Below are 23,099 nucleotides of genomic sequence, written 5' to 3'. Positions count from 1 at the left end.
ATCATTTTATTCCTGTTAGGGAAGTTAATTATACAAACACGGGATCTCAGTTACATCGTGGTGCTGGTCGTGTATGGTGTGGACAGTACACTCACTGTGGTTCACCGGCTTCTATTACACGAAAACATCAGTCTCCCTCATCGGAAGCATATGTATCAATTGATGGCTAACGAGCTAACTTTACCGCATGTGTTAGTCTCATTGGTGTATATGGTTTTACAGGGAATAGTAGTTACGATCTATTTGATGTTGCCGGGAGCCCGTTATTGGTGTTTAGGAGGAAGTATTTTGTTATTAGGTATAGTCTATGTCTTATTTATGAAGAAATATTTTCATCTGCATGTAAAGGGGAACAGTTGTTAATTAGCATTTTATAAAAATAATCAGATAATATGAAGAATTTTGCGTTGATAGGGGCAGCAGGATATATTGCACCCCGGCATTTGCGTGCGATAAAGGATACGGGGAACCGGTTGATTGCCGCTTATGATAAGTTCGATAGCGTGGGAATTATGGATAGTTTTTTTCCGGAGGCCTCGTTTTTCACGGAGATGGAGTTGTTCGACAGGCATTGTTCGAAGTTGAAAGGAACGGAGAAGCAGATCGATTTCGTGTCGGTATGTACTCCGAATTACCTGCATGACGCGCACATGCGTTACGGGATGCGGTTGGGGGCGGACGTGATTTGCGAAAAACCGTTGGTGTTGAACCCGTGGAATATCGATGCCTTGGAAGAGGTGGAGCGGGAAACGGGACACAAGGGATATACGATTTTGCAATTGCGTTTGCACGAGGCCATAAAAGCGTTAAAGAAACGGATAGACGAGGGGCCGGAAGATAAGGTGTACGACGTGGATTTGACCTATATCACTTCCCGGGGAAACTGGTATTACACGAGCTGGAAGGGAGACGAGCACAAGAGCGGTGGGGTGGCTACCAATATAGGTGTACATTTTTACGATATGCTTTCCTGGATATTCGGTCCGGTAAAGGAGAACATCGTTCACGTGATGAGTCATGACCGGGTAGCGGGGTACCTCGGGTTGAAACGGGCACGGGTACGTTATTTCCTGAGTATTAACGCGGATAATCTGCCGGAGAATGCCGTGGAAGGCGAGAAAAGAACGTATCGTTCCATTCAGATCGAGGGAGAGGAATTCGAGTTCAGCCAGGGATTTACCGAATTACACACGGAGAGTTACAGGAAAATATTGGCGGGAGAAGGGTTCAGGATAGAAGAGGCCCGGAATTGTATCAATATCGTGCATGATATCCGGCACGCGACCCCTGTCGGGTTAAAAGGGGATTATCACCCGTTGGCCAAATTGCCTTTGGCGAAGCATCCTTTCGGATGGGAGAGGTAATTGGAGTGTAATAATAAAAAGTTTAGGGCATGTGTTTTTATCACATGCCTTTTTTATATAATATTGTAGCTTATTAGCGTGTAATGGATTTAAGATTGAAATGGACTTACATGTTTTATCCCAAAGAATAAAAGGTGAAGTGGAGTCTGATTTGCTCCATCGGGTAATTTATGCGACGGATGCGTCGGCCTACCGGGAGATGCCGTTAGGGGTCGTATACCCGAAAGATGCTTCGGATGTAAAGGAGATCGTGAAATTTGCGCGGGAAAATGAAGTCGGGTTGATCCCGAGGGCGGCCGGTACTTCGTTGGCCGGTCAGGTCGTGGGGGATGGTTTGGTCGTGGATATTTCCCGTCATATGAATCGGATCCTGGAGTTGAATGTGCAGGAAGAGTGGGTGAGGGTAGAGCCCGGAGTCGTGTTGGAGGCTTTGCATTCGTACACGAAGCCGTACGGGCTGTTTTTCGGACCGGAAACTTCGACATCCAACCGGTGTTGCATGGGAGGGATGGTCGGAAATAATTCTTGCGGGTTGCATTCGTTGGTATACGGCAGTGTCAGGGATCATCTGTTGGAAGCGAAAGTGGTGTTGGGAGACGGAACGGAGGTCGTGTTGAAAGATTTGACGGTCGACGAGGTGGAAGGAAAATTGGAGTCGGATACGTTGGAAGGAGAGATATACCGGAAGGTGGTGGGGATGTTGCGGGAGCACAAAACGGAAATTCTCGAACATTATCCGGATCCGGCATTGCGTCGGAGGAACTCGGGATATGCTATGGACCAGTTATTGTATTCGGGTTATTTCGATAAACGGTATGATGAACCTTTTAATCTTTGTAAGTTGATAGCCGGCTCCGAGGGGACCTTGGCTTTTATCACGGAATTGAAATTGCGTTTGGTGGCGTTGCCTCCGAAAGAGAAAGCGGTGATATGTATCCATTGCTCCACGCTGGAAGAGGCATTCGAGGGTAATTTAGTGGCTTTGAAGCATAAGCCGATGGCCGTAGAATTGATGGACCGGACGATTTTGGAATTGAGCAAAGGAAATATAGCGCAGAATAAAAATCGTTTTTTTATTCAGGGGGATCCAGCGGCCATTTTAATCGTAGAGTTGGCTTGTTCTTCCCGTGAAGAGGTCGATCGGTTGGCGGATACGATAGAGGAAGATTTTAAAAAGCACGGGTACGGTTATCATTATCCTCGATTGTACGGGACGGATATCAAACGGGTTTGGGATTTGCGGAAAGCCGGATTGGGGTTGTTGTCGGGAATGCCGGGAAGTGCGAAACCGGTTTCGGTGATTGAAGATACGGCTGTGGCTCCGGAACGTTTGCCGGCTTATATGAAGGATTTCGGGGCAATGTTGGAACGTATGGGATTGAGTTGCGTCTACCATGCCCATATTGCGACCGGAGAATTGCATTTGCGTCCTGTTTTGGATTTGAAAAAAGAGAGGGACCGGAGGTTGTTTCGGCAGGTGGCTGAGGAGACGGCATTACTGGTGAAAAAACATAAGGGTGCATTGAGCGGGGAGCACGGGGACGGTCGGTTGCGGGGTGAGTTTATTCCGGTATTGTTCGGGCAAGAGGTATACGAGATGATGCGGGAGGTAAAACGTTGTTGGGATCCGGCAGGAATATTCAACCGGGGAAAGATTGTAGATACTCCTCCGATGGATAAGAATTTAAGGGTCAAAGAGGATCATGCCGGGGAGGATGATTTGAAAACCTATTTCGATTTTTCCCGGCAAAAGGGATGGGTATGCGCTATCGAACAATGCAATGGTTCCGGGGATTGCCGGAAGGAAACCGAGTTCGGGGGAACGATGTGTCCGAGTTTTCGGGCGACGGGGGATGAAAAGGATACGACGCGTGCCCGGGCGAACGTACTTCGGGAACTGTTGGCTCGTCCGAAAACCGAACGGATATTCGACCAGCCGGAGGTGTTGGAAATATTGGATAATTGTGTCTCCTGTAAGGCTTGTAAATCGGAATGCCCCTCAAACGTGGATATGGCCCGTTATAAGGCTGAATTCTTGCAACACCATTACGATGTTTGCGGTGTGCCTCTGAAAGCTTTACTTGTAGCGAACCTGAGTCGGATACAACGTTGGGGTATGTACTTGCCTTCCCTTTATAATGTATTTATCTCCAATCCGTTGACAGGCGGCTTATTGAAAAAACTTTTACGGTTCGCACCTGAAAGGAGTATACCGAAATTGTATAAAACGACGTTACGGCATTGGGCTACCCGCCATCGGTCTTGTAATAAGGATACGACCCGGGGAAAAATATACCTGTTTGCCGATGAATTTACCGATTACATGGATGTGCGGGTCGGTATACGGATGATCGAGTTATTGAGCGGATTAGGATATGAGGTGGTGATCCCCGAGCACGTGGAAAGCGGAAGAACGGCACTGTCCAAGGGGCTGTTGAAAGAGGCAAAGAAAATAGCCCGTAAAAATGTCGTTTTATTAAAGGATATCGTGACGGACGAGAACCCGTTGGTGGGAATTGAACCTTCCTGTATTCTCTCCTTTCGAGACGAATATCCCGATTTGGTCGGAGACGATCTGAAAGCCGAAGCTTCTTCTTTGGGGAAAAATTGCCTTTTGTATGATGAATTTATAGTGCGGGAGATACGGAAAGGGAATATCCGGTCGGGGCAATTTACTCGTAAGCCGTTGAAAATTTTATTGCACGGGCATTGCCACCAAAAATCCTTAGCATCCGTCGAGCCTTCTAAGATCATGTTGTCTTTACCTGAGAATTATGAGGTGGAGGTGATCCCTTCCGGATGTTGCGGTATGGCCGGGGCATTCGGTTACGAGAAAAAGCATTACGAGTTGTCCATGAAGATAGGGGAGCAGGTTCTGTTTCCGGCAATAAGGAATGCGGATGAAGGCGTTTGTATTTCAGCACCCGGAACCAGTTGTCGTCAACAGATTAAGGATGGAACGGGACGAACGGCCCTGCATCCGATCGAGGTCTTGTTTCAGGCCTGGCAGGAGACGGAGGGATAAAGGTTTTTATTTTTAATTTAGCGAATTAGATGAAACATATGGATTTGATCGATACAAATTTATTGAATGAGGTTTCTCGGCAAGCGGAGGAGAATCCGAGGTTACGAATGAATTATAATTTTCATAAAACGTTGGATGCAAAGGCTCAGCGTTTATTGAATGCTTTGGAACCGGGGACTATCTTGCCGATACACCGTCATATCGCGACGGCAGAAACTTATATATTGTTACGAGGAAAAATAGAGGTATTGTTCTACGATGAAACAGGAGAATTGACAGAGAGTGTCCTGTTGAATCCTTTAGCGGGAATTCATGGCATTCACATTCCCGCCGGACAATGGCATACGTTAGAAGTATTGGAGCGGGGTAGTGTCATTTTCGAGGTGAAGGACGGTCCTTACACGCCTTTGGGGAAAGAAAATATAATGGAGATATAGATTTTTAGGGAAAACAAACGATATTCCTTTTCTGCTATTTAAATTAGTAATTTATGAGTTAATAAAGGATTTCTGTTTTAAAAGTTAAGATTTGAAGTTAAAAAGTTGTATGTTTGTGCGATTCATAAAGTAAATAGTCGTATCGAATGAAAGGTATTGTATTAGCAGGAGGCTCGGGCACGCGTTTATATCCGATCACGAAAGGGGTATCCAAACAATTGTTGCCCATCTACGATAAACCGATGGTATATTATCCGATATCCGTATTGATGTTGGCAGGAATCCGGGATATTTTAATTATTTCGACGCCTCAAGATCTGCCGGGATTCAAGCGTTTGTTGGGAGACGGGTCGGATTATGGCGTTTGTTTTTCCTATGCCGAGCAACCCTCTCCGGATGGATTGGCTCAGGCATTTATTATAGGTGAAGAGTTTGTGGGGGAGGATTCTGTTTGTTTGGTGTTGGGAGATAATATTTTTTATGGACAATCTTTTACGAAGAGTTTATCGGAGGCCGTGAAAATGGCGGAGGTGGAAGGGAAAGCGACTGTATTCGGTTATTGGGTGAGCGATCCGGAGCGTTATGGCGTTGCCGAATTTGATTCCAAAGGGAATGTTCTGAGCATAGAGGAGAAGCCGAAAGTACCTAAATCCAATTACGCGGTCGTGGGACTGTATTTCTATCCGAATAAGGTTGTTGAGGTTGCAAAAGGAATAAAACCTTCGGCCCGGGGAGAACTGGAAATCACCACGGTAAATCAGGAGTTCCTGAAAGAAGAGGAGTTAAAGGTCCAACTATTGGGACGGGGATTTGCCTGGTTGGATACGGGAACTCACGACTCCTTGGCCGAGGCTTCTACTTTTGTGGAGGTAATAGAGAAGCGGCAAGGTTTAAAAATTGCTTGTCTGGAGGAGATCGCTTACCGGAAGGGATGGATAACAAGTGAACGATTGGAAAAGTTGGCACAGCCGATGATTAAAAATCAATACGGGCAATACCTTTTGAAGTTGTTGAAATAGTTAGAATGAGTAACTGAAGCGGAGCGTATGTCGGGAGATACGGGTAAATTCATCGTATACTTGTTCTTCGATAAACTTTTAGCTTAAATATTTTAATTTGAAATAAGATGAAAAATATATTGATTACCGGTGGAGCCGGGTTTATCGGTTCGCATCTGGTCAGATGGATGGTAAATAAATATCCTGAATATCGGATCGTGAATTTGGACAAGTTGACGTATGCCGGAAATTTAGCTAACTTGGAGGATATCGAACATTGTCCTAATTATGTATTTGTGAAGGAGGATATTTGTAATTTCGACAGGATTCAGGAGATCTTTCGTCAATATGGCATCGATGGTGTGATTCATTTGGCGGCGGAGAGCCACGTGGATCGTTCCATTAAAGATCCCTTTTCGTTCGCTCAAACCAACGTGATGGGAACATTGAGTTTGTTGCAGGCCGCTAAATTGGCTTGGGACGGAGAGTTCGAGGGTAAATTATTTTATCATGTCTCAACCGATGAGGTGTACGGAGCGTTGAAAAACGACGGAAGTTTTTTCGTGGAGACGACGAAATACGATCCCCATTCCCCTTACTCTGCTTCTAAAGCTTCTTCCGACCATTTCGTGAGAGCTTTTCATGATACTTACGGTTTGCCGATAAAAATTTCCAATTGTTCAAACAATTACGGGCCTTATCAATTTCCTGAGAAGTTAATTCCGTTGTTTATCAATAATATACGTCATGATAAGCCGCTTCCGGTATACGGCAAGGGAGAAAACGTGCGGGATTGGTTATACGTGGTGGATCACGCGAGGGCGATCGATTTGATATTTCATGAAGGAAGGGTAGGAGATACGTACAATATCGGCGGTTTCAATGAATGGAAAAATATCGATTTGATAAAAGTGATGATCCGGGTAACGGATCGTTTGTTGGGGCGGCCGGAGGGTACTTCCGATAAGTTGATCACTTATGTGACCGACCGGGCGGGACACGATTTGCGGTATGCCATCGATTCGACGAAATTGCATAAGGAATTGGGTTGGGAGCCTTCTTTACAGTTCGAAGAAGGGATAGAGAAGACGGTAAGATGGTATTTAGATAATCAGGAGTGGTTGGATAACGTGACGAGCGGCGGTTATCAAACCTATTATGAAAAGATGTACGGTTCTGCTATTTAGAGTATTGTAGTATAATAATCTATCGGATGAAAGTAGTTAAGACAGATATAGAGGGAGTCGTGATCATAGAACCTCGGGTTTTTGGAGATGAGCGGGGATATTTTTTCGAGAGTTTTTCTCAGCGGGAATTTGAACGTCAAGTAGGAAAGGTAGTATTTGTACAGGATAATGAATCTCGTTCTGTACACGGAGTATTGAGGGGGTTACATTACCAATTGCCTCCCTACACGCAATCGAAATTGGTTCGTGCGGTGAGCGGTATGATTTTGGATGTAGTCGTTGATATACGGACCGGATCTCCCACGTATGGAAAGCATTTGGCGATAGAGTTAAGCGGAGAGAATAAGCGGCAATTATTTATCCCGAAAGGGTTTGCACATGGTTTTGTCGTTTTAAGCAAGGAGGTCGTTTTTCAGTATAAATGCGATAACTTTTATGCTCCGGAGTATGAGGCGGGTATTTGTTATAATGATCCCGATTTGCGGATTGATTGGAGATTGCCTGCGGATGTTATGATTTTATCTGAAAAGGATAAGAATCGTCCTTATTTTAAGGACGTAAAAGGAATATGATTCCTTAAAGTTATAGGTTGCATCGGTTAAATTAAAGTGAATCATGAATGAGTTGTTCGAGCTGAGGAGCTTGGCTTCTAAAATTGTACACTCGAGATACATAAGCAGATGGATCGTATTGGCCATAGATTTGATTTTATCCGTTGGCGTGACCCTGTTTGTTTATTTTATTATTATGTATGTGACAGAAACGCCAATAAAGGCGGGGTATGTGGGGGGATTGACGGTATGGTCAGCCGTGTATAGCTTGTTGGCTTTTCTGGGATTGCATGCTTATCGGGGAGTCGTGAGGCATACGACACTGCAGGAAACGTGGCGTATCGGGGTGGCTATTATTTTGAAGGTGATATTGTTGTATTTTACCATTCATTGGATCATTCCGGAGGTTTCGGTAAACCGTTTGTTGCTGGGTGGGATTATCGATTTGAATTTTAGTGCCGTCGTATTGGTTTCCCTGAGGGTCTTGTTTATCAATGTGTACGAATTTTTAAAGACGCATTCGATAGGCCAGGTCGAGCGGGTTTTAATATATGGTATGGATAGCAAAAGTGCTTCGTTGAATATTACGTTATCTAATAATTTCCTACCTAATTACCGGGTAGTGGGATACTTGACGATAGGCAGGCGATACAAGCATTACCGCTTATCCGGAGTCTCTGTTTATTCCGTGAAGGGAGAGGAGTCTTTTAATCGTCTGGTAAGGCGCTTGCAGGTTAAAGGCATTGTTTTTCCGGATTATTGGACGGCCCAGGACGAACAGGACCGGTTGGTACGTTTTTGTCAAAAAAGAGGTTTGGAAATGCTTATACTTCCCGGAATCGAAGAGGTATACGATGGCAATCTGCCTCGTCCCCGAATGAAAACCATTCGCTTGGAGGATTTGTTGGGACGCGATGAGATTCGAATCAGCATGCGGGAGATTTCGGCTAAATTGGAAGGTAAAGTAGTGATGGTTACCGGGGCTGCCGGTTCTATAGGAAGCGAACTTTGCAGGCAATTGACTCGTTTTAAGATCAGACAGTTGATTCTTTTTGATTCGGCCGAGACACCTATGCATAATATACAGTTGGAATTCACAGATCGTTATCCGGGGACTTCTTTCGTTCCGGTTATCGGGGACGTACGCTCTCCGGAGCGGGTGGATTTCGTTTTTCGTAAGTACCATCCGCAAGTCGTTTTTCATGCGGCGGCTTATAAACATGTCCCATTGATGGAGTTGAATCCCTGTGAGGCCGTGTTGGTTAATGTATGTGGGACTTGCAATATGGCGGATTATTCCGTAAAATACGGGGTAGATCAGTTTGTCATGATCTCTACGGATAAGGCGGTGAATCCTACGAATGTGATGGGAGCTTCGAAGCGTTTGGCGGAAATCTATGTCCAGAGTTTAAGTGTGGCTATTCGAGACGGGAAATACGCGGGACGAACCCGATTCATTACTACCCGATTCGGGAATGTTTTGGGATCTAACGGGTCGGTGATTCCCCGGTTCAGGGAGCAAATCAGAAACGGGGGACCGGTGACGGTGACTCATCCGGATATTATTCGTTATTTCATGACGATACCGGAAGCTTGTCGATTGGTGTTAGAGGCAGGGACCATGGGTGACGGCGGTGAGATTTTTATATTTGAGATGGGAAAACCGGTGAAGATTGCGGATATGGCCCGGCGTATGATAGAATTATCCGGGTTTGTTCCGGATAAAGAGATAAAAATCGTTTATACCGGTTTACGTCCCGGGGAAAAGTTATACGAGGAGTTGTTGAGTAATAAGGAGAATACGAGCCCCACGATGCACGATAAGATCCGTATTGCTAAAGTCAGAGAGTATGACTATGAGGAGATAAAAGAGGAGTTGAAGGAGATTTGTGAATTATCGTCGGCTGTGAATATTCCTGAAATGATTTGTAAAATGAAAATGATCGTACCGGAGTACATCAGCAAAAATTCGGAATTTGAGAAATTTGATAAAGTTCATGTTTAGTGTTTTTAAGGTATGGCGAATATATTGATAACAGGGGCTAACGGACAGTTAGGCTCGGAATTTCAGGAAAGAAAGTTTTCATTGTTAGACGAGGTGTTTTACACGGATGTAGAGGAGTTGGATATAACGGATTTAAAAGCAATATGTTCGTTCATCGAGGTGCATGAAATCGATACGATCATTAATTGTGCTGCCTATACCGCGGTAGATCGGGCCGAAGAAGAGGAGGAGAAAGCGGCTTTAATCAATCGGGATGCCGTCGCTAATTTGGCTAAGGCTGCCGCGAGATTGGACTGTTTATTGATACATATCTCCACGGATTATGTTTTTGACGGAATTCATGATCATCCTTACACGGAAAAAGAGGCAACGAATCCGCAGACTGTCTACGGGCGTACCAAATTAGAAGGAGAACAGGCTATCAAACGTTCCGGTTGCATGCATATTATTATTCGTACCGCTTGGTTGTATTCGTCATTCGGGCATAATTTTGTCAAGACGATTTGTCGCCTCGCTAAAGAAAAAGAGGAGGTGAATGTGGTGGATGATCAATGGGGAACTCCGACTTACGCGGGAGATTTGGCTGATGCTATAATAAAGATGTTAGAGAATGATGAATTACCGGAACATGAAGGTATCTATCATTACACGAATGAGGGTAGTTGTTCTTGGTATGAATTTGCAAAGGAGATCGTTTCTTTATCCGGAGAGAGTTGTCGGGTAAATCCTATTTCTACGGATCAATACCCGGTAAAGGCGAAACGTCCGATCTATTCGGTATTGGATAAGGCAAAGATTAAGCGGGAATTCGAAATAGAGATTCCGGAATGGAAAGAAGCCTTGATCCGGTGTATGAACAAAGGATTCAAAGCATAGTATTTGGGCGGAGAAGAGTATTTGCCGGGGGAGAAAGGGGATTGCTTTCCGGGTATCGGAACGTTTGTGAGATTAGTAACGATATAAAGTATTGTATTAATCTTTATTTGTGAGATTTGGAAATAAAACATATCTTTGCAGGCGTTTCTTTAGAGGTTAAATGTGTTGATTATCAATAAAAAAGATATAATAGAATGATTGTAGTTTCAAATTTAGAGATTCAATTTGGAAAACGGGTTTTATTTCGGGATGTGAATTTAAAATTTACTCCGGGAAACTGTTACGGTGTGATTGGGGCGAATGGTGCGGGAAAATCGACTTTATTACGGATGTTAAGCGGGGATTTGGAACCCACGCGTGGAAACGTGATGTTCGGTCCGGGAGAACGGCTATCGGTATTGAAACAGGATCATCAAGCTTATAATGAGTGTACGGTATTGGATACGGTGATGCAGGGATATCTGGATTTATGGAATGTAATGAAGGAGAAGGATGCATTATACGCGAAGCCCGATTTTTCGGATGAGGATGGGGTCAGGGCTGCCGAATTGGAGGAGAGATTTGCGGAGATGGACGGTTGGAATGCAGAAAGTGATGCGGCATCTTTATTGAGTGGATTGGGAATAGAGGAGGAGTGGCATTATTCGTTAATGAAAGATTTGAGCGGTAAACAGAAAGTGCGGGTTTTGTTGGCTCAGGCGTTGTTCGGTAAGCCGGATAATTTATTGTTGGACGAACCGACGAATGATTTGGATATAGAGACTGTGATGTGGCTGGAAAATTATTTGTCCAATTACGAAAATACCGTATTAGTCGTATCGCATGACCGGCATTTCTTGGATGCCGTTAGTACTCATACGGTAGATATCGATTTCGGTAAGGTACAGCTATTTGCCGGTAATTATAGTTTTTGGTACGAGTCGAGTCAGTTGGCTTTACGTCAGGCCCAGGCTAAAAATAAAAAAGCGGAGGAGAAAAGGAAGGAGTTGTTGGAGTTCATTCAGCGATTTAGTGCTAATGTCGCTAAGTCAAAGCAAACGACGAGTAGGAAGAAGATGTTGGAAAAGTTGAATGTAGAGGAAATTCTTCCCTCTTCCCGGAAATATCCCGGTATTATTTTTACCCCGGAACGGGAAGTGGGAGATCGGATTCTCGATGTACGTGGCTTGAGTAAGCAGGTCGAGGGGAAGTGGTTGTTCAGGAACGTAGAGTTTACCGTGGATAAGGGGGATAAGATCGTATTCTGGTCGAAAGATCCCCGGGCAATGACGGCTTTATTGGAGATTATTACCGGAAATGATAAGCCTGATACAGGATCGTATATTTGGGGTGTAACGATTACCAATGCCTATTTACCGTTGGATAATTCGGCCTTTTTTCAAACGGATATGACATTGGTAGAGTGGTTGGGACAATATTCAATGGACACGAGCGAGACTTTTTTACGCGGTTTCTTAGGGAAAATGCTTTTTTCCGGAGAGGATATATATAAACGGGTGAAAGTATTATCGGGGGGAGAGAAGATGCGTTGTATGATTGCCCGCATGATGCTGACAAATGCAAACGTATTGGTATTGGATTCTCCCGCAAACCATTTGGATTTGGAATCTATTCAGGCATTTAATAATATGTTGGTTGCATTTAAAGGCGTTGTATTGATGAATTCGCACGATCATGAGTTCATTCAAACGGTTTGTAACCGGATTATCGAGTTGACACCTGACGGAATTATCGATAAACGTATGGATTTTGATGATTATATTACGAGTGATACTATAAAAGCACAAGCGGAGAAAATGTATAGATAGGGGCTATAAGGGGCTGTTGGGGTGTAAATGAAAATTTATAATTCCTAAATATGAAAAAATGAAAAAGATATTGATAACCGGGGGGGCAGGTTTTTTGGGTTCCCATCTATGCGAACGTTTGTTGGCAACAGGAGCGCGGATTACTTGTTTGGATAATTTTTTTACCGGTGCAAGGGAAAATATTGCCCATTTATTGGATCATCCTCGTTTCGAGTTGGTAAATCACGATATTGTATACCCGTATATTATAAAAGATGCGGATGAGATCTATAATTTGGCTTGCCCTGCTTCTCCCATTCATTATCAATATGACCCGATAAAAACATTGAAAACCTCCGTGATCGGGGCTGTTAATGTACTGGGAATGGCCAAACAGTCCAATGCCAAGGTTCTGCAAGCTTCTACGAGTGAGATATATGGAGATCCTATCGTGCATCCGCAACCTGAAGATTATTGGGGAAATGTAAATCCTATCGGGATTCGTTCCTGTTACGATGAAGGTAAACGGTGTGCTGAAACCTTGTTTATGGATTATCATCGGCAACTGATGATTCGGATAAAAATTGTACGTATTTTTAATACTTATGGGCCTCGTATGTCAATAAACGACGGACGTGTAGTATCTAATTTTATTGTTAACGCCTTACGCGGGGAGGATATAGAAATATATGGAGATGGTTCGCAAACCCGTAGTTTTCAATACGTGGATGATTTGGTCGAAGGTATGATCCGTACCATGCAAACGGACGATAGTTTTACAGGACCCGTGAATATAGGTAATCCGAATGAATTCACCATCTTGGAATTGGCTCATCAGATTTTAGAGCTCACCGGGTCTAAATCAAAAATCGTATTTAAGCCGTTGCCTTCGGATGATCCGAAACAGAGAAAACCGGATATTACTATGGCAGAAAAAGTATTGGATTGGAAACCGGCTATTCCGTTACGAGAGGGGTTATTACGAACGATTGATTATTTCCGGAAAATGTAAAATTCAGTGGCCGAATGAGGTATTTTTAATTATGGAATTGTTCGGTAGTGCCGTGGAACACGTGTAGGTTCGAGGCTTTATTGTTTTCTTTTGGCCTTTTCCCAGGCTCCAGTCCCTTTGTGTTTCTGTAAATAGAAGAAGGCTTTTATTACATTCAGATTCATGAATACGAAGTAATAAGGAATGAATAAAATTTTTACTTTGATGTGTCGTCGTTGCAGAATACTTCCTCCAATTGCCATAAGATAAAATAGAGATTGAAGGACGAGCAGGATCATGTAGCCTGTTTGTTCCGGCCTTAGACTGACGAGTAGAATATTTAAAGGAAACAGAAGAAAGAGAAGTACGGGTGTGATCGACCATCTCAAGACCCTGTGGGAGATGTATTGAAAGCTTAATATGCCGTGACGGAAGATATTCAACAAGGGGAGTAGCCTCCATATAGCTTGCAGTCCGCCGGCGGCAATACGTACTTTTCTTTTTTGTTCGTTCCCGATATCGGCGGAGGCGGATTCTATGGCGTATGCCGCATCTCTGTAAGCGATTTTATAGCCTTGAGAGGCAATGCTCATGGATAGGACGAAGTCGTCTAATAGCGTATCTTCCGGCATGGTTTTGAAAAGTGAAGTACGGATGGCGAAAAGTTCTCCTGCAGCTCCTACTGTTGAATACAGGCGGGAATCCCACGATTTCAGTTTGGATTCGTATCGCCAATAAAAACCTTCTCCTCCTGCGGCAGCGTTATCTTTATCTTCGACAACAATTCGCTTTTCTCCGGCGACGCAACCCACAACGGGATCGGAAAACGGGGTTAGGATCTCCCGGATCGCTTCTTGGTTTAACATGGTATTGGCATCTGTAAATACAGTGAAAGGGGTATGTATATATTGCATTCCCCGGTTAAGGGCAGCTGTTTTTCCTTTTCTTTCGGGGACGTGCAAGACTGTGATCTCCGGATATTCAGCTAATTTTAGATTCGTGTTATCGGTACTTCCATCCGTGACCCATACGATGTTTAGTTTACCTTTCGGATAATTGAGCCGGTTACAGTTTTCCATTTTCAAATCCACTATATCCTCCTCGTTATAGGCGGCAATTAGGAGGGTTGCCGTCGGGGGCGGTTTTTGCAGGTATAACGGTTGAACAGGGTGTCGTTTTTCTTTTATTTTGACGAGTAAATAGAGAAGGAGGCCGTAGCCTATGTAGGTATAGAGAACGATAATGGCGGCTATCCAGAAAAAATAGTCTATTCCGAGCATCTTATTTTAAATATTTTTCGAGGGTTTCTTTTAAGAGTAACGAGGATATCGGTTTGGTCAAAAAATCATTGCATCCGGCTTCCAACGTCCGGGTACGATCATCGTTAAAAGCAAAAGCTGTTAAAGCGATGATTGGAATGTCTTTGGATTTTTCCCGAATAATACGGGTCGCTTCCAAACCGTCCATTTCCGGCATTTTAATATCCATTAGGATGAGATCCGGTTTCTCTTCATTAAATAATTTAATCGCTTCGATACCATTCCAGGCGTGTAATAGTTTATATTTTTTACCTATCAGGACTTTTAGAAGCAAGAAATTACTTTCTACGTCTTCTGCGATTAGAATCGTGTATTGTGTGTCCATCTCTTCTTTTACGTTGATTCGATTTACAGGTTCTTCCGTGCTTTTTAATGGAGTCGAACGATAAGGAATCGTAAACCTGAATGTAGTGCCTTTATTTAATTCCGATTCAACGGAGATTTCCCCTTTCATTTTTTGGACGATCATTTTGCAGATGGCAAGACCGAGTCCCGTACCTTGAGAAAAGGAGTTGAGCTTGGTAAAACGGCTGAAAATATCATTTAATTTTTCGCGTGGGATACCGCATCCCGTGTCTATCACATAAAATTCTATTTTTTCTCCTAACAAATGATATCCGAAACGGATGTACCCCTTGGACGTGAATTTTATAGCATTGGTAATTAAATTGGAAAGGACTTGTGCCAGTCTGTTTCCATCGATCTGTATGATTAACTCCGCGGGGAGGTCCAATAACAGCGTTACGTTTTTTGCCGTACGATGTTGATACATCTGCAAAATCTTTTGGCATAATTCGCTGATATCAGTCGGTTTATCGTAAAACTCCAGGGTTCCGGCTTCGATCTTGGATAAATCGAGTATGTCGTTGACGAGTTGGATGAGTAATTCCGAGTTATTCTCTACGATTTCCATGTAGTTCCGTTTCTCTTCCTGATCCGGAAGATCGCAGATCAACCGGGAAAAACCGATGATGGCGTTAAGCGGAGTTCTGATCTCGTGACTCATGTTTGATAGAAAAGTCGATTTCAACTGATCCGATTGTTCTGCTTTTAGCCGGGCTTTGATGAGTTCTTGCTCAGAATTTTTCATATCCGTGATATCCCATGAAATTCCCACTAAAAAAGTAGGCTCTCCTTTATCGTCCCGGATTAGGGTTTTTAATGTTTTGACGGTACGTAATTCTCCTGACTTGTTTTGGTAAGTTTCGATGAATTCGATATCCTTGCCCGTACTTAATAAACGAAGATCGTCGTTTCTAAAATGTTCAGCATCCTTTTCATTGGGAAATATTTCAAAATCGGTTTTACCGATAACGCGGTCGGTCGGAATATGTGAATGTATTTCAAACGCTTTATTCCAATACAGGTAACGGAGGTCTTTGGTATCCTTAACAAAGAGATAGACCGGAATATTATCTAAGACGGAATTAAACAGACTGTTTAATTCTTTAATCTTATTCTCGTGTCGTATGGTTGAAGAGATATCCCTGCAAAATACCCATATTTTTTCTTCTCCCTGGTAATTTATGATTCTGGAGACTATTTCTACGGGTCTACTGCTTCCGTCCGGGTATTTATGCCTGGAAATATACCTGCATCCTGTTGAGTTCTCCCTGAAGAATTTTAATTTTTCAGGCCAATTCTTCTGAGTTATTTCCAAATGAAAATCCCAAATAAAATAGGTAGAGATCGGTTTATTTAAATTGTAACTTATCTTGGTTTGATCGTTGGCATAATAAAGAGATCCGTCGGTTCTGAGTGCATATATCTCTTCATTAGACGAATTCATGGCTTGAATGATCTCCTCTGTTTCTTCAGGAGAAGGGGGATAATCTTTCTCCGAAGAGGTCTTCTGTTGAATAGGGTCCGTACGAGGTAAATCATTTTCCATTTCCGAATAATTATAAGTAAGCAAAGATAATATTATTTTACTAATTCGATCCCTGTAACAACAGGATTATGATCACTCCAGGGGAGGGAGGGAGAGCGATAGGAAGTCCCGTGAATTTCAGGAGAATATAATACATAGTCTATCCTGAATAATTTGCAAAGATTACGGTAAGTATATCCGTATCCGTTTCCGCTTGTCATAAAGCTGTCTTTCAGTTTCCCTCTGATTTTACGATAGACGTAAGAAGTGGGAGGATCATTAAAATCTCCGCATACGATAGTCGGAAACCGGGTAGTATCGATGATGGATCGCAATAATTCCGCTTGTTGAGCCCGTATCTCTAAATTATTTTTTAACGTCATAATGATTTCTTTTACCGCCTTTTTCCCGCCTGTCGGAGTGTCCTTCAAAAGTTGTTGGCGTAATTGTTTCTCTTTTTGGCTGAAATTGGTCGTTTGCATATGTACGTTGAAAATGCGAATCGTATCTTGCCCGATCTTTATGTCTGCCCACATGGCATTATTTGTCGGGGAATCAAAGCTTATATTTTGGGAGGAGATGATGGGGTAGCGACTCAATATGGCAATTCCGTAATTGGAAGTATGGGTTTGGTGCGACCAGCTTTTAGCCGAATAAGGTAAACTTAAAAAACGGGAAGTCGGAGAGATTGCGTTTTCTTGATTGGACTCACCGTATTCTTGCAAACAGAGAATATCCACGTTATTCGATTCCGAGAAGTTCACGATATCGGGAATGGAGGTATGATTGGATTCTAAGTTCTTAAAATTTAAAATGTTGTAGGTCGCGATGCGAATCTTATCGTTCTCGGGGTTAGAAGAGGGTGAAAATTGGAATAAGGATAAAAGATAAGGGATATTTGACAGGATCGCTGCGATGGGAACGGAAATCCACCTCTTTTTTTTAATCGCCCAATATATACAAAGCAGGAGGTTCATAGTTAATGTGACAGGAAGGAGTAAGCCGAGAATAGCGATGGCCCAGAAGGTTTCCGGATGAACATAAACGGCCAATGCTCCCGTAATACTACTTAGTGCGATGAACAACGTAATTGGAATCATTAATAAAGAAAGCATGAATCGAAGTGCTGCCATAATTTTTATTTGATAAGATTTGAATCTTCGTCTTTGTAATCTGTTTTGGTGGTAAAATAACTTTTCATACCTGAAAGGTATTTGATGATTCGTGTTTTAAAGCTGTTGAAAAAGGAGCCGTCCGCACTTACCGTTCCGTATCCTGTTACAGCCCGTGCTTTTCTTTTTCGAACAAAAGCGATTTTTCCGAATTTCTTTAACCCCAAAGCCATAGATCCGTCTTCGCCCCGGATGATGTCGACACGGTAGCCGACTTTTTTCCCGTATTCGACCTTGTAGGCGAACACCAATCCCCGGACACTTAGTTCCGGTCTTTTGAAAGATTGTAAAAAGAGATGGGTATCTCTCATGAATTCATATATTTTGAGACCTAACCACGGGTGATCTTTATCTGGAATATAACTCCAGAGAGAAGATACGGCAACAACCCCCGGTTGTTCTAATTTTTGGATAAGGGTCTCTACGTAGCGGGGAGGGTACATGGTGTCGGAATCGATGCAGATGTAATATTTACCTCGGACTTGTTCCAAACCACATCGGCGGGCATATCCGCAACTTTTTCGTGTTTCGTTGTAATAAGGAATACCGGAAGCTTTATAAATATCCGCCGTACGATCCGTAGAGCTATTGTCCACTCCTATGATCTCCATAGGATAACGGCAAAGGGAATCGCTAAGGGACCAAAGGCAGGCAGCCAAATGTTTTTCTTCGTTATGAGCAATGACGACAACGGATACTAATGGTTGTTCCGATTGATTGATACGTTGTAGTTTCTCCCTTATTTCTTGTAGTGTTTGGGGAGGAATTTCATCATAGGTTTTATTGTAAACGGATAGATATTTTGAATACCAAGACATAGTTGCTGATTTTTGTTTATATTTTTCGAGGTAATATTTGTTCAAAAAGATGTTTCCATTGCTCGGCAATGTGTTCTATTTTGAATCTTTCCACGTGTATACGTGCGGTTTTTCCCATTCTTTTTCTTTCCTCGTTCTCTTCGATTAAATAACATATTTTTTCTGCTAATTGTTTTATATTGCCGTCTTCTGCAAGGAGGCCGTCTTGTCCATCCTGAATAATATCCCGGGGGCCGCAGGGGCAGGTAAATGAAACGGGGGGAACACCGCAAGCCATGGCCTCGATAATGACCATACCGAATCCTTCAAAACGGGAACTCAAGACAAATACAGAGCTTTCGCAATATTTATCAACGATGTCAGTGACGGAGTGTTCTAAAATACATGATTTTTCCAATTGTAATTGATGTATCTGGGCCTCTAATTGAGAGCGCATGCCGTCGCCGTATATTTTTAATGTCCAATCCGGATGTTTGGGGGCCACGTATTGCCAGGCATCGATCAGGCGGTCGAATCCTTTTTGCGGTACGTACCTTCCGACGGCTATGACCTGTTTCGGCTCCAAAGAAGAAGTTTTGTCGGGAAAAAAAGAGAGCGGGTTATAAATTACCTCGACGTTGTCCAATTCCTTCCAATATCCTTTGTCTTCGTGACTAAGAACAATAAATTTCTTTAATCTCTTCAATTGCCGTATCAGTTGATTCATCCAGAATTTGGCTATTATTTGTTGCAACCAATGCGGTAACTTTTCGTTGCTGAAATCCCGGTAATTGGAACGGTTAAAATGGATTTCACCCAGTTTTATACTACCGTCCGGTATGGAGTTGATAAAATTGATCTCTCTCCGTAACATGGATATGGTGATATCCGGACGAATGTTGCAAAGGATCTCCTTCAAACGTTTTTTGTATAGTCGTTGTTTTTTCCGGTATCCGACAATTCGTTTATGGAGGGGTTGACCGTAAAGGTGATCGAAGTTTATATCCAATTGTATTAGTTTCACTTTCGGAGAAAGCGGATAGTAAGGAGCCTTTTCTTTCCCGTCTGTGATGATGATATAGATTTCGTAGTTAAAGACTTCTGTGAAATAGTTCGCCTTCAAGGTAAGAACCCGTTCCATGCCGCTCGGGTAATAGAGAGAGGGGATACAATAAGCTATTTTAAGATTCATGGTTCAGTTTTGCTTGAGTTTACGACATCGGTTATTTTTTGCATTTGCTGTGTCCACGAAAGAGCCGGTTCGATGGAATTCCGAATTTCTGCCGGTATAAAGGGATGTGTTTGCCAGAAGTCGACAAGAGATTGGATATTTATAGGCGAATCGTCGGCCGGGGCTTTCATGATATAGGGCATACGATCGAAGTCTTCATCTGTTTCGGAATAGACGAATGGAATTCCCCGGGCGGCGTATTCTCTGTTTTTTAAAGTTTTGATCTTTGAAATTTGACTACGATGCCTGGCTAAACTGGCAACTCCCATGTCTGTTTGTTCGAATATATTGTCTAATTCTTCCCCGAATACGGGGCCGTGGAAAAATATTTTTTCTTCCAAATGATGGTCCGTGACCATTTGATGGAGTTCGTTTAAAATATCCGGCATTCCTCCTCCGACCAGATGGAGATACACGTCCGTATCGTGCGGTTGTTTATAATATTCTATCATGCCGGCCACGATACGGTCGTAGCCATGCCAGCGATGCATGTCTGCCACCCCCGTCAGATGAAACTCTCGGAGTGAATAGTCGTTTTGTGTTTTTAATTTTATCCGGCTGAAATCGATTCCATTGGAGATGTTGATCGTGGGAACATGCCAGATGGAGGTATAGCCGGAAAATGTCACGATCCGAAAAAGTTGTTTAGCCATGGATGTCCGGAAAAATTTATCCGCGTACAACATTAGTTTTTCTTTTAAAGCCAGACCGTTATACTCTTGATCATAGGGATAGGTAGGAATTTCTGCGACAGTTTTAATTCCTTTTTTACGTAATTTTTTTAGAAAGCGGATCAGGAACGGATTGGCGTTATGATCGTATCGCATATAAACGAAACGGATGTCATTGTCCAGTATATACCGGTACAGGTGGCTATATGCCGTTCGTTTTTTTATTTTGGCGATCCATCCTTTCCCGTAGTTATCTATTATTGTTTCTTCGACCCGTCGGATGTGATTGCCCTCCGCATCCGAGTCCAAATAACAAAACCGGACATCCCATCCGCAGGCTTTCAACGCGTCTTTTTGATAAAATATTTTTTTACTGATGCCGTTATATTCGGCAAAGCCATGAAAAATTAAAAAAAGCATTTTCATAGGAATCGTGTTTCTACCGTTATCTGTAAATGTACGCATCGTTTGTGCTGGGGGCTTTATACCATTCCAAATAATTTGTACCTCCTGATTTTACCCATTTTTCGAAATCCGGGTATGCTTTTAGTATCGAGATCGCTTCGGACGGATAACGGAAAGAACGGGGTACCAGCAAGCCCCACATCAAACCGTCCGTACTTTCTTCTATGGGACGACTGATATTGCTCAAAGCCGTATGTTTGAAACCGGGTAGATGGATTTCGGTTCTCCGGGGTGTAAATTTGTTTCCGCTGATCACGAAAAAGTTGAGTCGGTTCATGTTGATTTTATTTAATGCGATGGGGCGGCTAAATTCTATTTTAACCTCAAATTTCTGTATGTCTTTCCGTTCGCCTTTTCCCGGAACTACGGATCCGAGGGCAAATGTATTTATCATGATGGCGGTGTTGTATACTCCCATAATTCTATGGGCGTTTTCGAATAAAGGTATGACAGCCTGTGTCTGATCGTTTTCTAGGCCTTGGGTATTGACTGAAAACATTTTTCCTTCGAATAGATTGTTGGCACTGTAAGTTACGTTTTGAATTTCACCGGGGGTTACCTGATCTAATTGAAGGGCAGCTCCGATGGGGCGGGTAGAGCCTACGGCACGAATCACTATTTTTAGAGTGAGGCTTTCTGCCATGTTATTGGAGGTGATAGCCGGTATCGCACCTAAATCGACCACTAAGTCGTTCATATCGTAATCTCCCAAGTCGGGAAACATATCTTCCGTGATCCAGGTATACATCAGCGTACTGTCTCCTTCGATCGGAAAATCCGGATCCTTCGGATCTCCCGGATCCGTTATGTTCCCGTCAGTGCATTCCGAGGCCGGAATACGGATGGTCGATTCCCCTTCTGCAACCCAATGGGCGGGTTCGAGGAGTACGTGATAATTAGCTCCCGGGTAACGCGAACATTCGATTTCAAGGTTTCCGCGGAAAGTTGCTATTTTCCAACCTTTTGCATCTATTTCTTTAACCCGAAGCAAAGCGAACTCTTCGTTGCCGATACCGTTGATGGTACTGGAAGCGTTTGTAAAGGACATTTTATCGGATATGGATATGATTGAGTGTCCTTCCATTTGGATGGTCGTTCCTTTTACCGTCATGGATGTTCCACCGACGAGCGTATTTGCTGCAAGCGACAGGGTGGTTCCGTTCATTGTAAAATCTTCGTATAGAGTCATGCAGTTGTTTGTGTATGCACCTCTTTTGAAATCAATATACTTGGCTGTAAATTTGCTGTTGTTGATAAAAGTGCTGCCTTCCGTTATGAAATTATCGGTAGTTAGCGGGCCGTTGTTGGTAAATAGAGAGCCGATAAGATTCACTTCGCCGGCCGCGAGACTCCCGTCGTTTGTAACCATCGTTTGGTTATTCTTAACGGTGAAATTCGTTACGGAGGTTTCTCCGGTATTGTACAACCTGGCTCCGTTTTCAAAGATCAGATTTTTTAAACAGACTTTCCCTTGTACGATGAATTTCGATTTGTTGCTGAGGGTAAGGTTTACCTCTTTTTGTGTAAGATTGAATTTTCCGTCGGGAGCGATAACTATGTTTGTTTCATTACTGGTAGCCTGGATATCTACCGGCTCGTCAAAAATAATTTCTCCTCCGTTTTGGATAATCAGGTTATCGTCCTTTTCTAATTTTAACCGTGCGGAAGAGGTATTTTGCCATCTGCCTTCCACGTATAAGGAGACGTTGCCCCAAGAGTATTCGATTGCTCCGGTGTAGTTTCCCCTGATCACGTAACTATTTCCGTATTGGAGCCGATAGGGTGAAGGAGATGAACTGTTGATTTCGATGGCCTGGGAGGGAGTCGGAAAATCGGTTTGTTCGATGTTGTAATTTTGTATCGCATTGATTTTCAGTGCCGTTTTAACCAAAGCGTTAGTGTTTGGCACGGGATTGAAGTTGCAGGTCAGCTTATTTCCTTCCACGGTATATTCTTGTATGGTTTGTTGGCCTTCCGGCGAGGTTTGGCGAACGAATATCGTGGGTGTACCTTTAGGTAGAACAACGCTTGTTTGAAACGTCTGATTCTGACTGCCTACCCCTTTGGCCAATAGGATCGCCTTCTCTTTTTCGAATACTGGGTTCTCGTCAAATATTTCGATGGTATAAAAATATTTGTTGTTATGGGTGTCATAAGGGAGGACTGTCACATCCAGGGTCGAAATATTCGACCAATCGAAATTTTTAGGGATATTTTGAATGATGTAATTTTTTTCAAAATATTCCGGGTCAAAATAATCTTTCTGACATCCGATTAATATAGCGATAAAAAATATGACCGACAGTACCTTTTGGAGTATTTTCTCTCTCATAACCTTGTTTATTTAGAGTAT

At 43.1% G+C, this 23,099-nt stretch carries 17 protein-coding genes and 1 pseudogene; 11 read left to right on the top strand and 7 right to left on the bottom strand.

Annotation, left to right across the window (positions count from 1 at the left end; translation table 11 throughout):
* The 11 genes and pseudogenes from PGR74_RS11835 to PGR74_RS11785 form a co-directional block, all read left to right on the top strand.
* Nucleotides 1-363 (top strand): annotated as a pseudogene (locus PGR74_RS11835) (UDP-GlcNAc--UDP-phosphate GlcNAc-1-phosphate transferase); the annotation flags it as partial.
* Nucleotides 364-392: 29 nt separating this feature from the next.
* On the top strand, nt 393-1,364 hold the full coding sequence (locus PGR74_RS11830; protein WP_041504806.1) for a Gfo/Idh/MocA family oxidoreductase: 972 nt from the start codon (nt 393-395) through the stop codon (nt 1,362-1,364).
* A gap of 100 nt (nt 1,365-1,464) precedes the next feature.
* Nucleotides 1,465-4,389: an FAD-binding and (Fe-S)-binding domain-containing protein gene (locus PGR74_RS11825; protein WP_270517225.1), complete on the top strand. Its 2,925-nt coding sequence runs from the start codon at nt 1,465-1,467 to the stop codon at nt 4,387-4,389.
* 38 nt (nt 4,390-4,427) lie between these two features.
* Nucleotides 4,428-4,826 (top strand): WbuC family cupin fold metalloprotein, encoded by a 399-nt coding sequence (locus PGR74_RS11820; protein WP_041504843.1) that lies wholly within the window; start codon nt 4,428-4,430, stop codon nt 4,824-4,826.
* A gap of 146 nt (nt 4,827-4,972) precedes the next feature.
* Nucleotides 4,973-5,845 carry a glucose-1-phosphate thymidylyltransferase RfbA gene (gene rfbA, locus PGR74_RS11815; RefSeq protein WP_041502325.1) on the top strand — a complete coding sequence of 291 codons (873 nt, stop codon included), beginning with the start codon at nt 4,973-4,975 and terminating at the stop codon, nt 5,843-5,845.
* A 107-nt stretch (nt 5,846-5,952) separates the two neighbouring features.
* Nucleotides 5,953-7,011, top strand: a complete 1,059-nt coding sequence (rfbB, locus tag PGR74_RS11810) for a dTDP-glucose 4,6-dehydratase (protein WP_270517223.1) — start codon at nt 5,953-5,955, stop codon at nt 7,009-7,011.
* 26 nt (nt 7,012-7,037) lie between these two features.
* Complete coding sequence (gene rfbC, locus PGR74_RS11805) at nt 7,038-7,583, top strand: dTDP-4-dehydrorhamnose 3,5-epimerase (protein WP_041502323.1); 546 nt, start codon at nt 7,038-7,040, stop codon at nt 7,581-7,583.
* A 43-nt stretch (nt 7,584-7,626) separates the two neighbouring features.
* Nucleotides 7,627-9,567, top strand: a complete 1,941-nt coding sequence (locus PGR74_RS11800; protein WP_041502322.1) for a polysaccharide biosynthesis protein — start codon at nt 7,627-7,629, stop codon at nt 9,565-9,567.
* A 12-nt stretch (nt 9,568-9,579) separates the two neighbouring features.
* Nucleotides 9,580-10,443 (top strand): dTDP-4-dehydrorhamnose reductase, encoded by an 864-nt coding sequence (rfbD, locus tag PGR74_RS11795; protein WP_041502321.1) that lies wholly within the window; start codon nt 9,580-9,582, stop codon nt 10,441-10,443.
* 194 nt (nt 10,444-10,637) lie between these two features.
* Nucleotides 10,638-12,251, top strand: coding sequence for an ABC-F family ATP-binding cassette domain-containing protein (locus PGR74_RS11790; protein WP_041502320.1), 1,614 nt, complete (start codon nt 10,638-10,640; stop codon nt 12,249-12,251).
* 58 nt (nt 12,252-12,309) lie between these two features.
* Nucleotides 12,310-13,242, top strand: a complete 933-nt coding sequence (locus PGR74_RS11785; RefSeq protein ID WP_041502319.1) for a UDP-glucuronic acid decarboxylase family protein — start codon at nt 12,310-12,312, stop codon at nt 13,240-13,242.
* Between the two features lie 77 nt (nt 13,243-13,319).
* Here PGR74_RS11785 and PGR74_RS11780 read toward each other — a convergent pair whose 3' ends face one another.
* Genes PGR74_RS11780 through PGR74_RS11750 form a run of 7 tightly spaced genes read right to left on the bottom strand, consistent with a single transcriptional unit; the run spans nt 13,320 to nt 23,078 of the window.
* A complete protein-coding gene (locus tag PGR74_RS11780; RefSeq protein WP_270517221.1) occupies nt 13,320-14,501 on the bottom strand; it encodes a glycosyltransferase family 2 protein in 1,182 nt (393 codons plus the stop codon).
* 1 nt (nt 14,502) lies between these two features.
* Entirely contained in the window at nt 14,503-16,431 is a 1,929-nt protein-coding gene (locus tag PGR74_RS11775; RefSeq protein WP_052634385.1) for an ATP-binding protein, read from the bottom strand.
* 32 nt (nt 16,432-16,463) lie between these two features.
* Nucleotides 16,464-17,543, bottom strand: a complete 1,080-nt coding sequence (locus PGR74_RS11770) for an endonuclease/exonuclease/phosphatase family protein (RefSeq protein ID WP_082027450.1) — start codon at nt 17,541-17,543, stop codon at nt 16,464-16,466.
* A gap of 5 nt (nt 17,544-17,548) precedes the next feature.
* On the bottom strand, nt 17,549-18,400 hold the full coding sequence (locus tag PGR74_RS11765) for a glycosyltransferase family 2 protein (protein ID WP_041502316.1): 852 nt from the start codon (nt 18,398-18,400) through the stop codon (nt 17,549-17,551).
* Between the two features lie 16 nt (nt 18,401-18,416).
* Nucleotides 18,417-19,571: a glycosyltransferase family 4 protein gene (locus PGR74_RS11760; protein WP_270517219.1), complete on the bottom strand. Its 1,155-nt coding sequence runs from the start codon at nt 19,569-19,571 to the stop codon at nt 18,417-18,419.
* Complete coding sequence (locus tag PGR74_RS11755) at nt 19,568-20,707, bottom strand: glycosyl transferase (RefSeq protein WP_041502493.1); 1,140 nt, start codon at nt 20,705-20,707, stop codon at nt 19,568-19,570. Before PGR74_RS11755 ends, PGR74_RS11760 begins: the two co-directional genes overlap by 4 nt.
* 19 nt (nt 20,708-20,726) lie before the next feature.
* Nucleotides 20,727-23,078, bottom strand: a complete 2,352-nt coding sequence (locus PGR74_RS11750; protein WP_041502314.1) for an LruC domain-containing protein — start codon at nt 23,076-23,078, stop codon at nt 20,727-20,729.
* Between the last annotated feature and the right edge of the window lie 21 nt (nt 23,079-23,099).

The sequence above is a fragment of the Sanguibacteroides sp. AM78-02pH3A genome (genome assembly GCF_027666085.1).
Taxonomy (GTDB): Bacteria; Bacteroidota; Bacteroidia; order Bacteroidales; family Marinifilaceae; genus Gabonibacter; species Gabonibacter massiliensis.
This window is presented reverse-complemented; position numbering and strand designations above follow the sequence as displayed.

Bases quoted from the DNA above. Each gene is read 5' to 3' on its own strand.
- PGR74_RS11775 (WP_052634385.1), bottom strand. From the start codon at position 16,431: ATGGAAAATGATTTACCTCGTACGGACCCTATTCAACAGAAGACCTCT.
- rfbB (WP_270517223.1), top strand. From the start codon at position 5,953: ATGAAAAATATATTGATTACCGGTGGAGCCGGGTTTATCGGTTCGCAT.
- PGR74_RS11770 (WP_082027450.1), bottom strand. From the start codon at position 17,543: ATGGCAGCACTTCGATTCATGCTTTCTTTATTAATGATTCCAATTACG.
- PGR74_RS11790 (WP_041502320.1), top strand. From the start codon at position 10,638: ATGATTGTAGTTTCAAATTTAGAGATTCAATTTGGAAAACGGGTTTTA.
- PGR74_RS11800 (WP_041502322.1), top strand. From the start codon at position 7,627: ATGAATGAGTTGTTCGAGCTGAGGAGCTTGGCTTCTAAAATTGTACAC.
- PGR74_RS11780 (WP_270517221.1), bottom strand. From the start codon at position 14,501: ATGCTCGGAATAGACTATTTTTTCTGGATAGCCGCCATTATCGTTCTC.
- rfbA (WP_041502325.1), top strand. From the start codon at position 4,973: ATGAAAGGTATTGTATTAGCAGGAGGCTCGGGCACGCGTTTATATCCG.
- PGR74_RS11830 (WP_041504806.1), top strand. From the start codon at position 393: ATGAAGAATTTTGCGTTGATAGGGGCAGCAGGATATATTGCACCCCGG.
- PGR74_RS11825 (WP_270517225.1), top strand. From the start codon at position 1,465: ATGGACTTACATGTTTTATCCCAAAGAATAAAAGGTGAAGTGGAGTCT.
- PGR74_RS11755 (WP_041502493.1), bottom strand. From the start codon at position 20,707: ATGAAAATGCTTTTTTTAATTTTTCATGGCTTTGCCGAATATAACGGC.
- PGR74_RS11750 (WP_041502314.1), bottom strand. From the start codon at position 23,078: ATGAGAGAGAAAATACTCCAAAAGGTACTGTCGGTCATATTTTTTATC.
- PGR74_RS11765 (WP_041502316.1), bottom strand. From the start codon at position 18,400: ATGTCTTGGTATTCAAAATATCTATCCGTTTACAATAAAACCTATGAT.
- rfbD (WP_041502321.1), top strand. From the start codon at position 9,580: ATGGCGAATATATTGATAACAGGGGCTAACGGACAGTTAGGCTCGGAA.
- rfbC (WP_041502323.1), top strand. From the start codon at position 7,038: ATGAAAGTAGTTAAGACAGATATAGAGGGAGTCGTGATCATAGAACCT.
- PGR74_RS11820 (WP_041504843.1), top strand. From the start codon at position 4,428: ATGGATTTGATCGATACAAATTTATTGAATGAGGTTTCTCGGCAAGCG.
- PGR74_RS11760 (WP_270517219.1), bottom strand. From the start codon at position 19,571: ATGAATCTTAAAATAGCTTATTGTATCCCCTCTCTCTATTACCCGAGC.
- PGR74_RS11785 (WP_041502319.1), top strand. From the start codon at position 12,310: ATGAAAAAGATATTGATAACCGGGGGGGCAGGTTTTTTGGGTTCCCAT.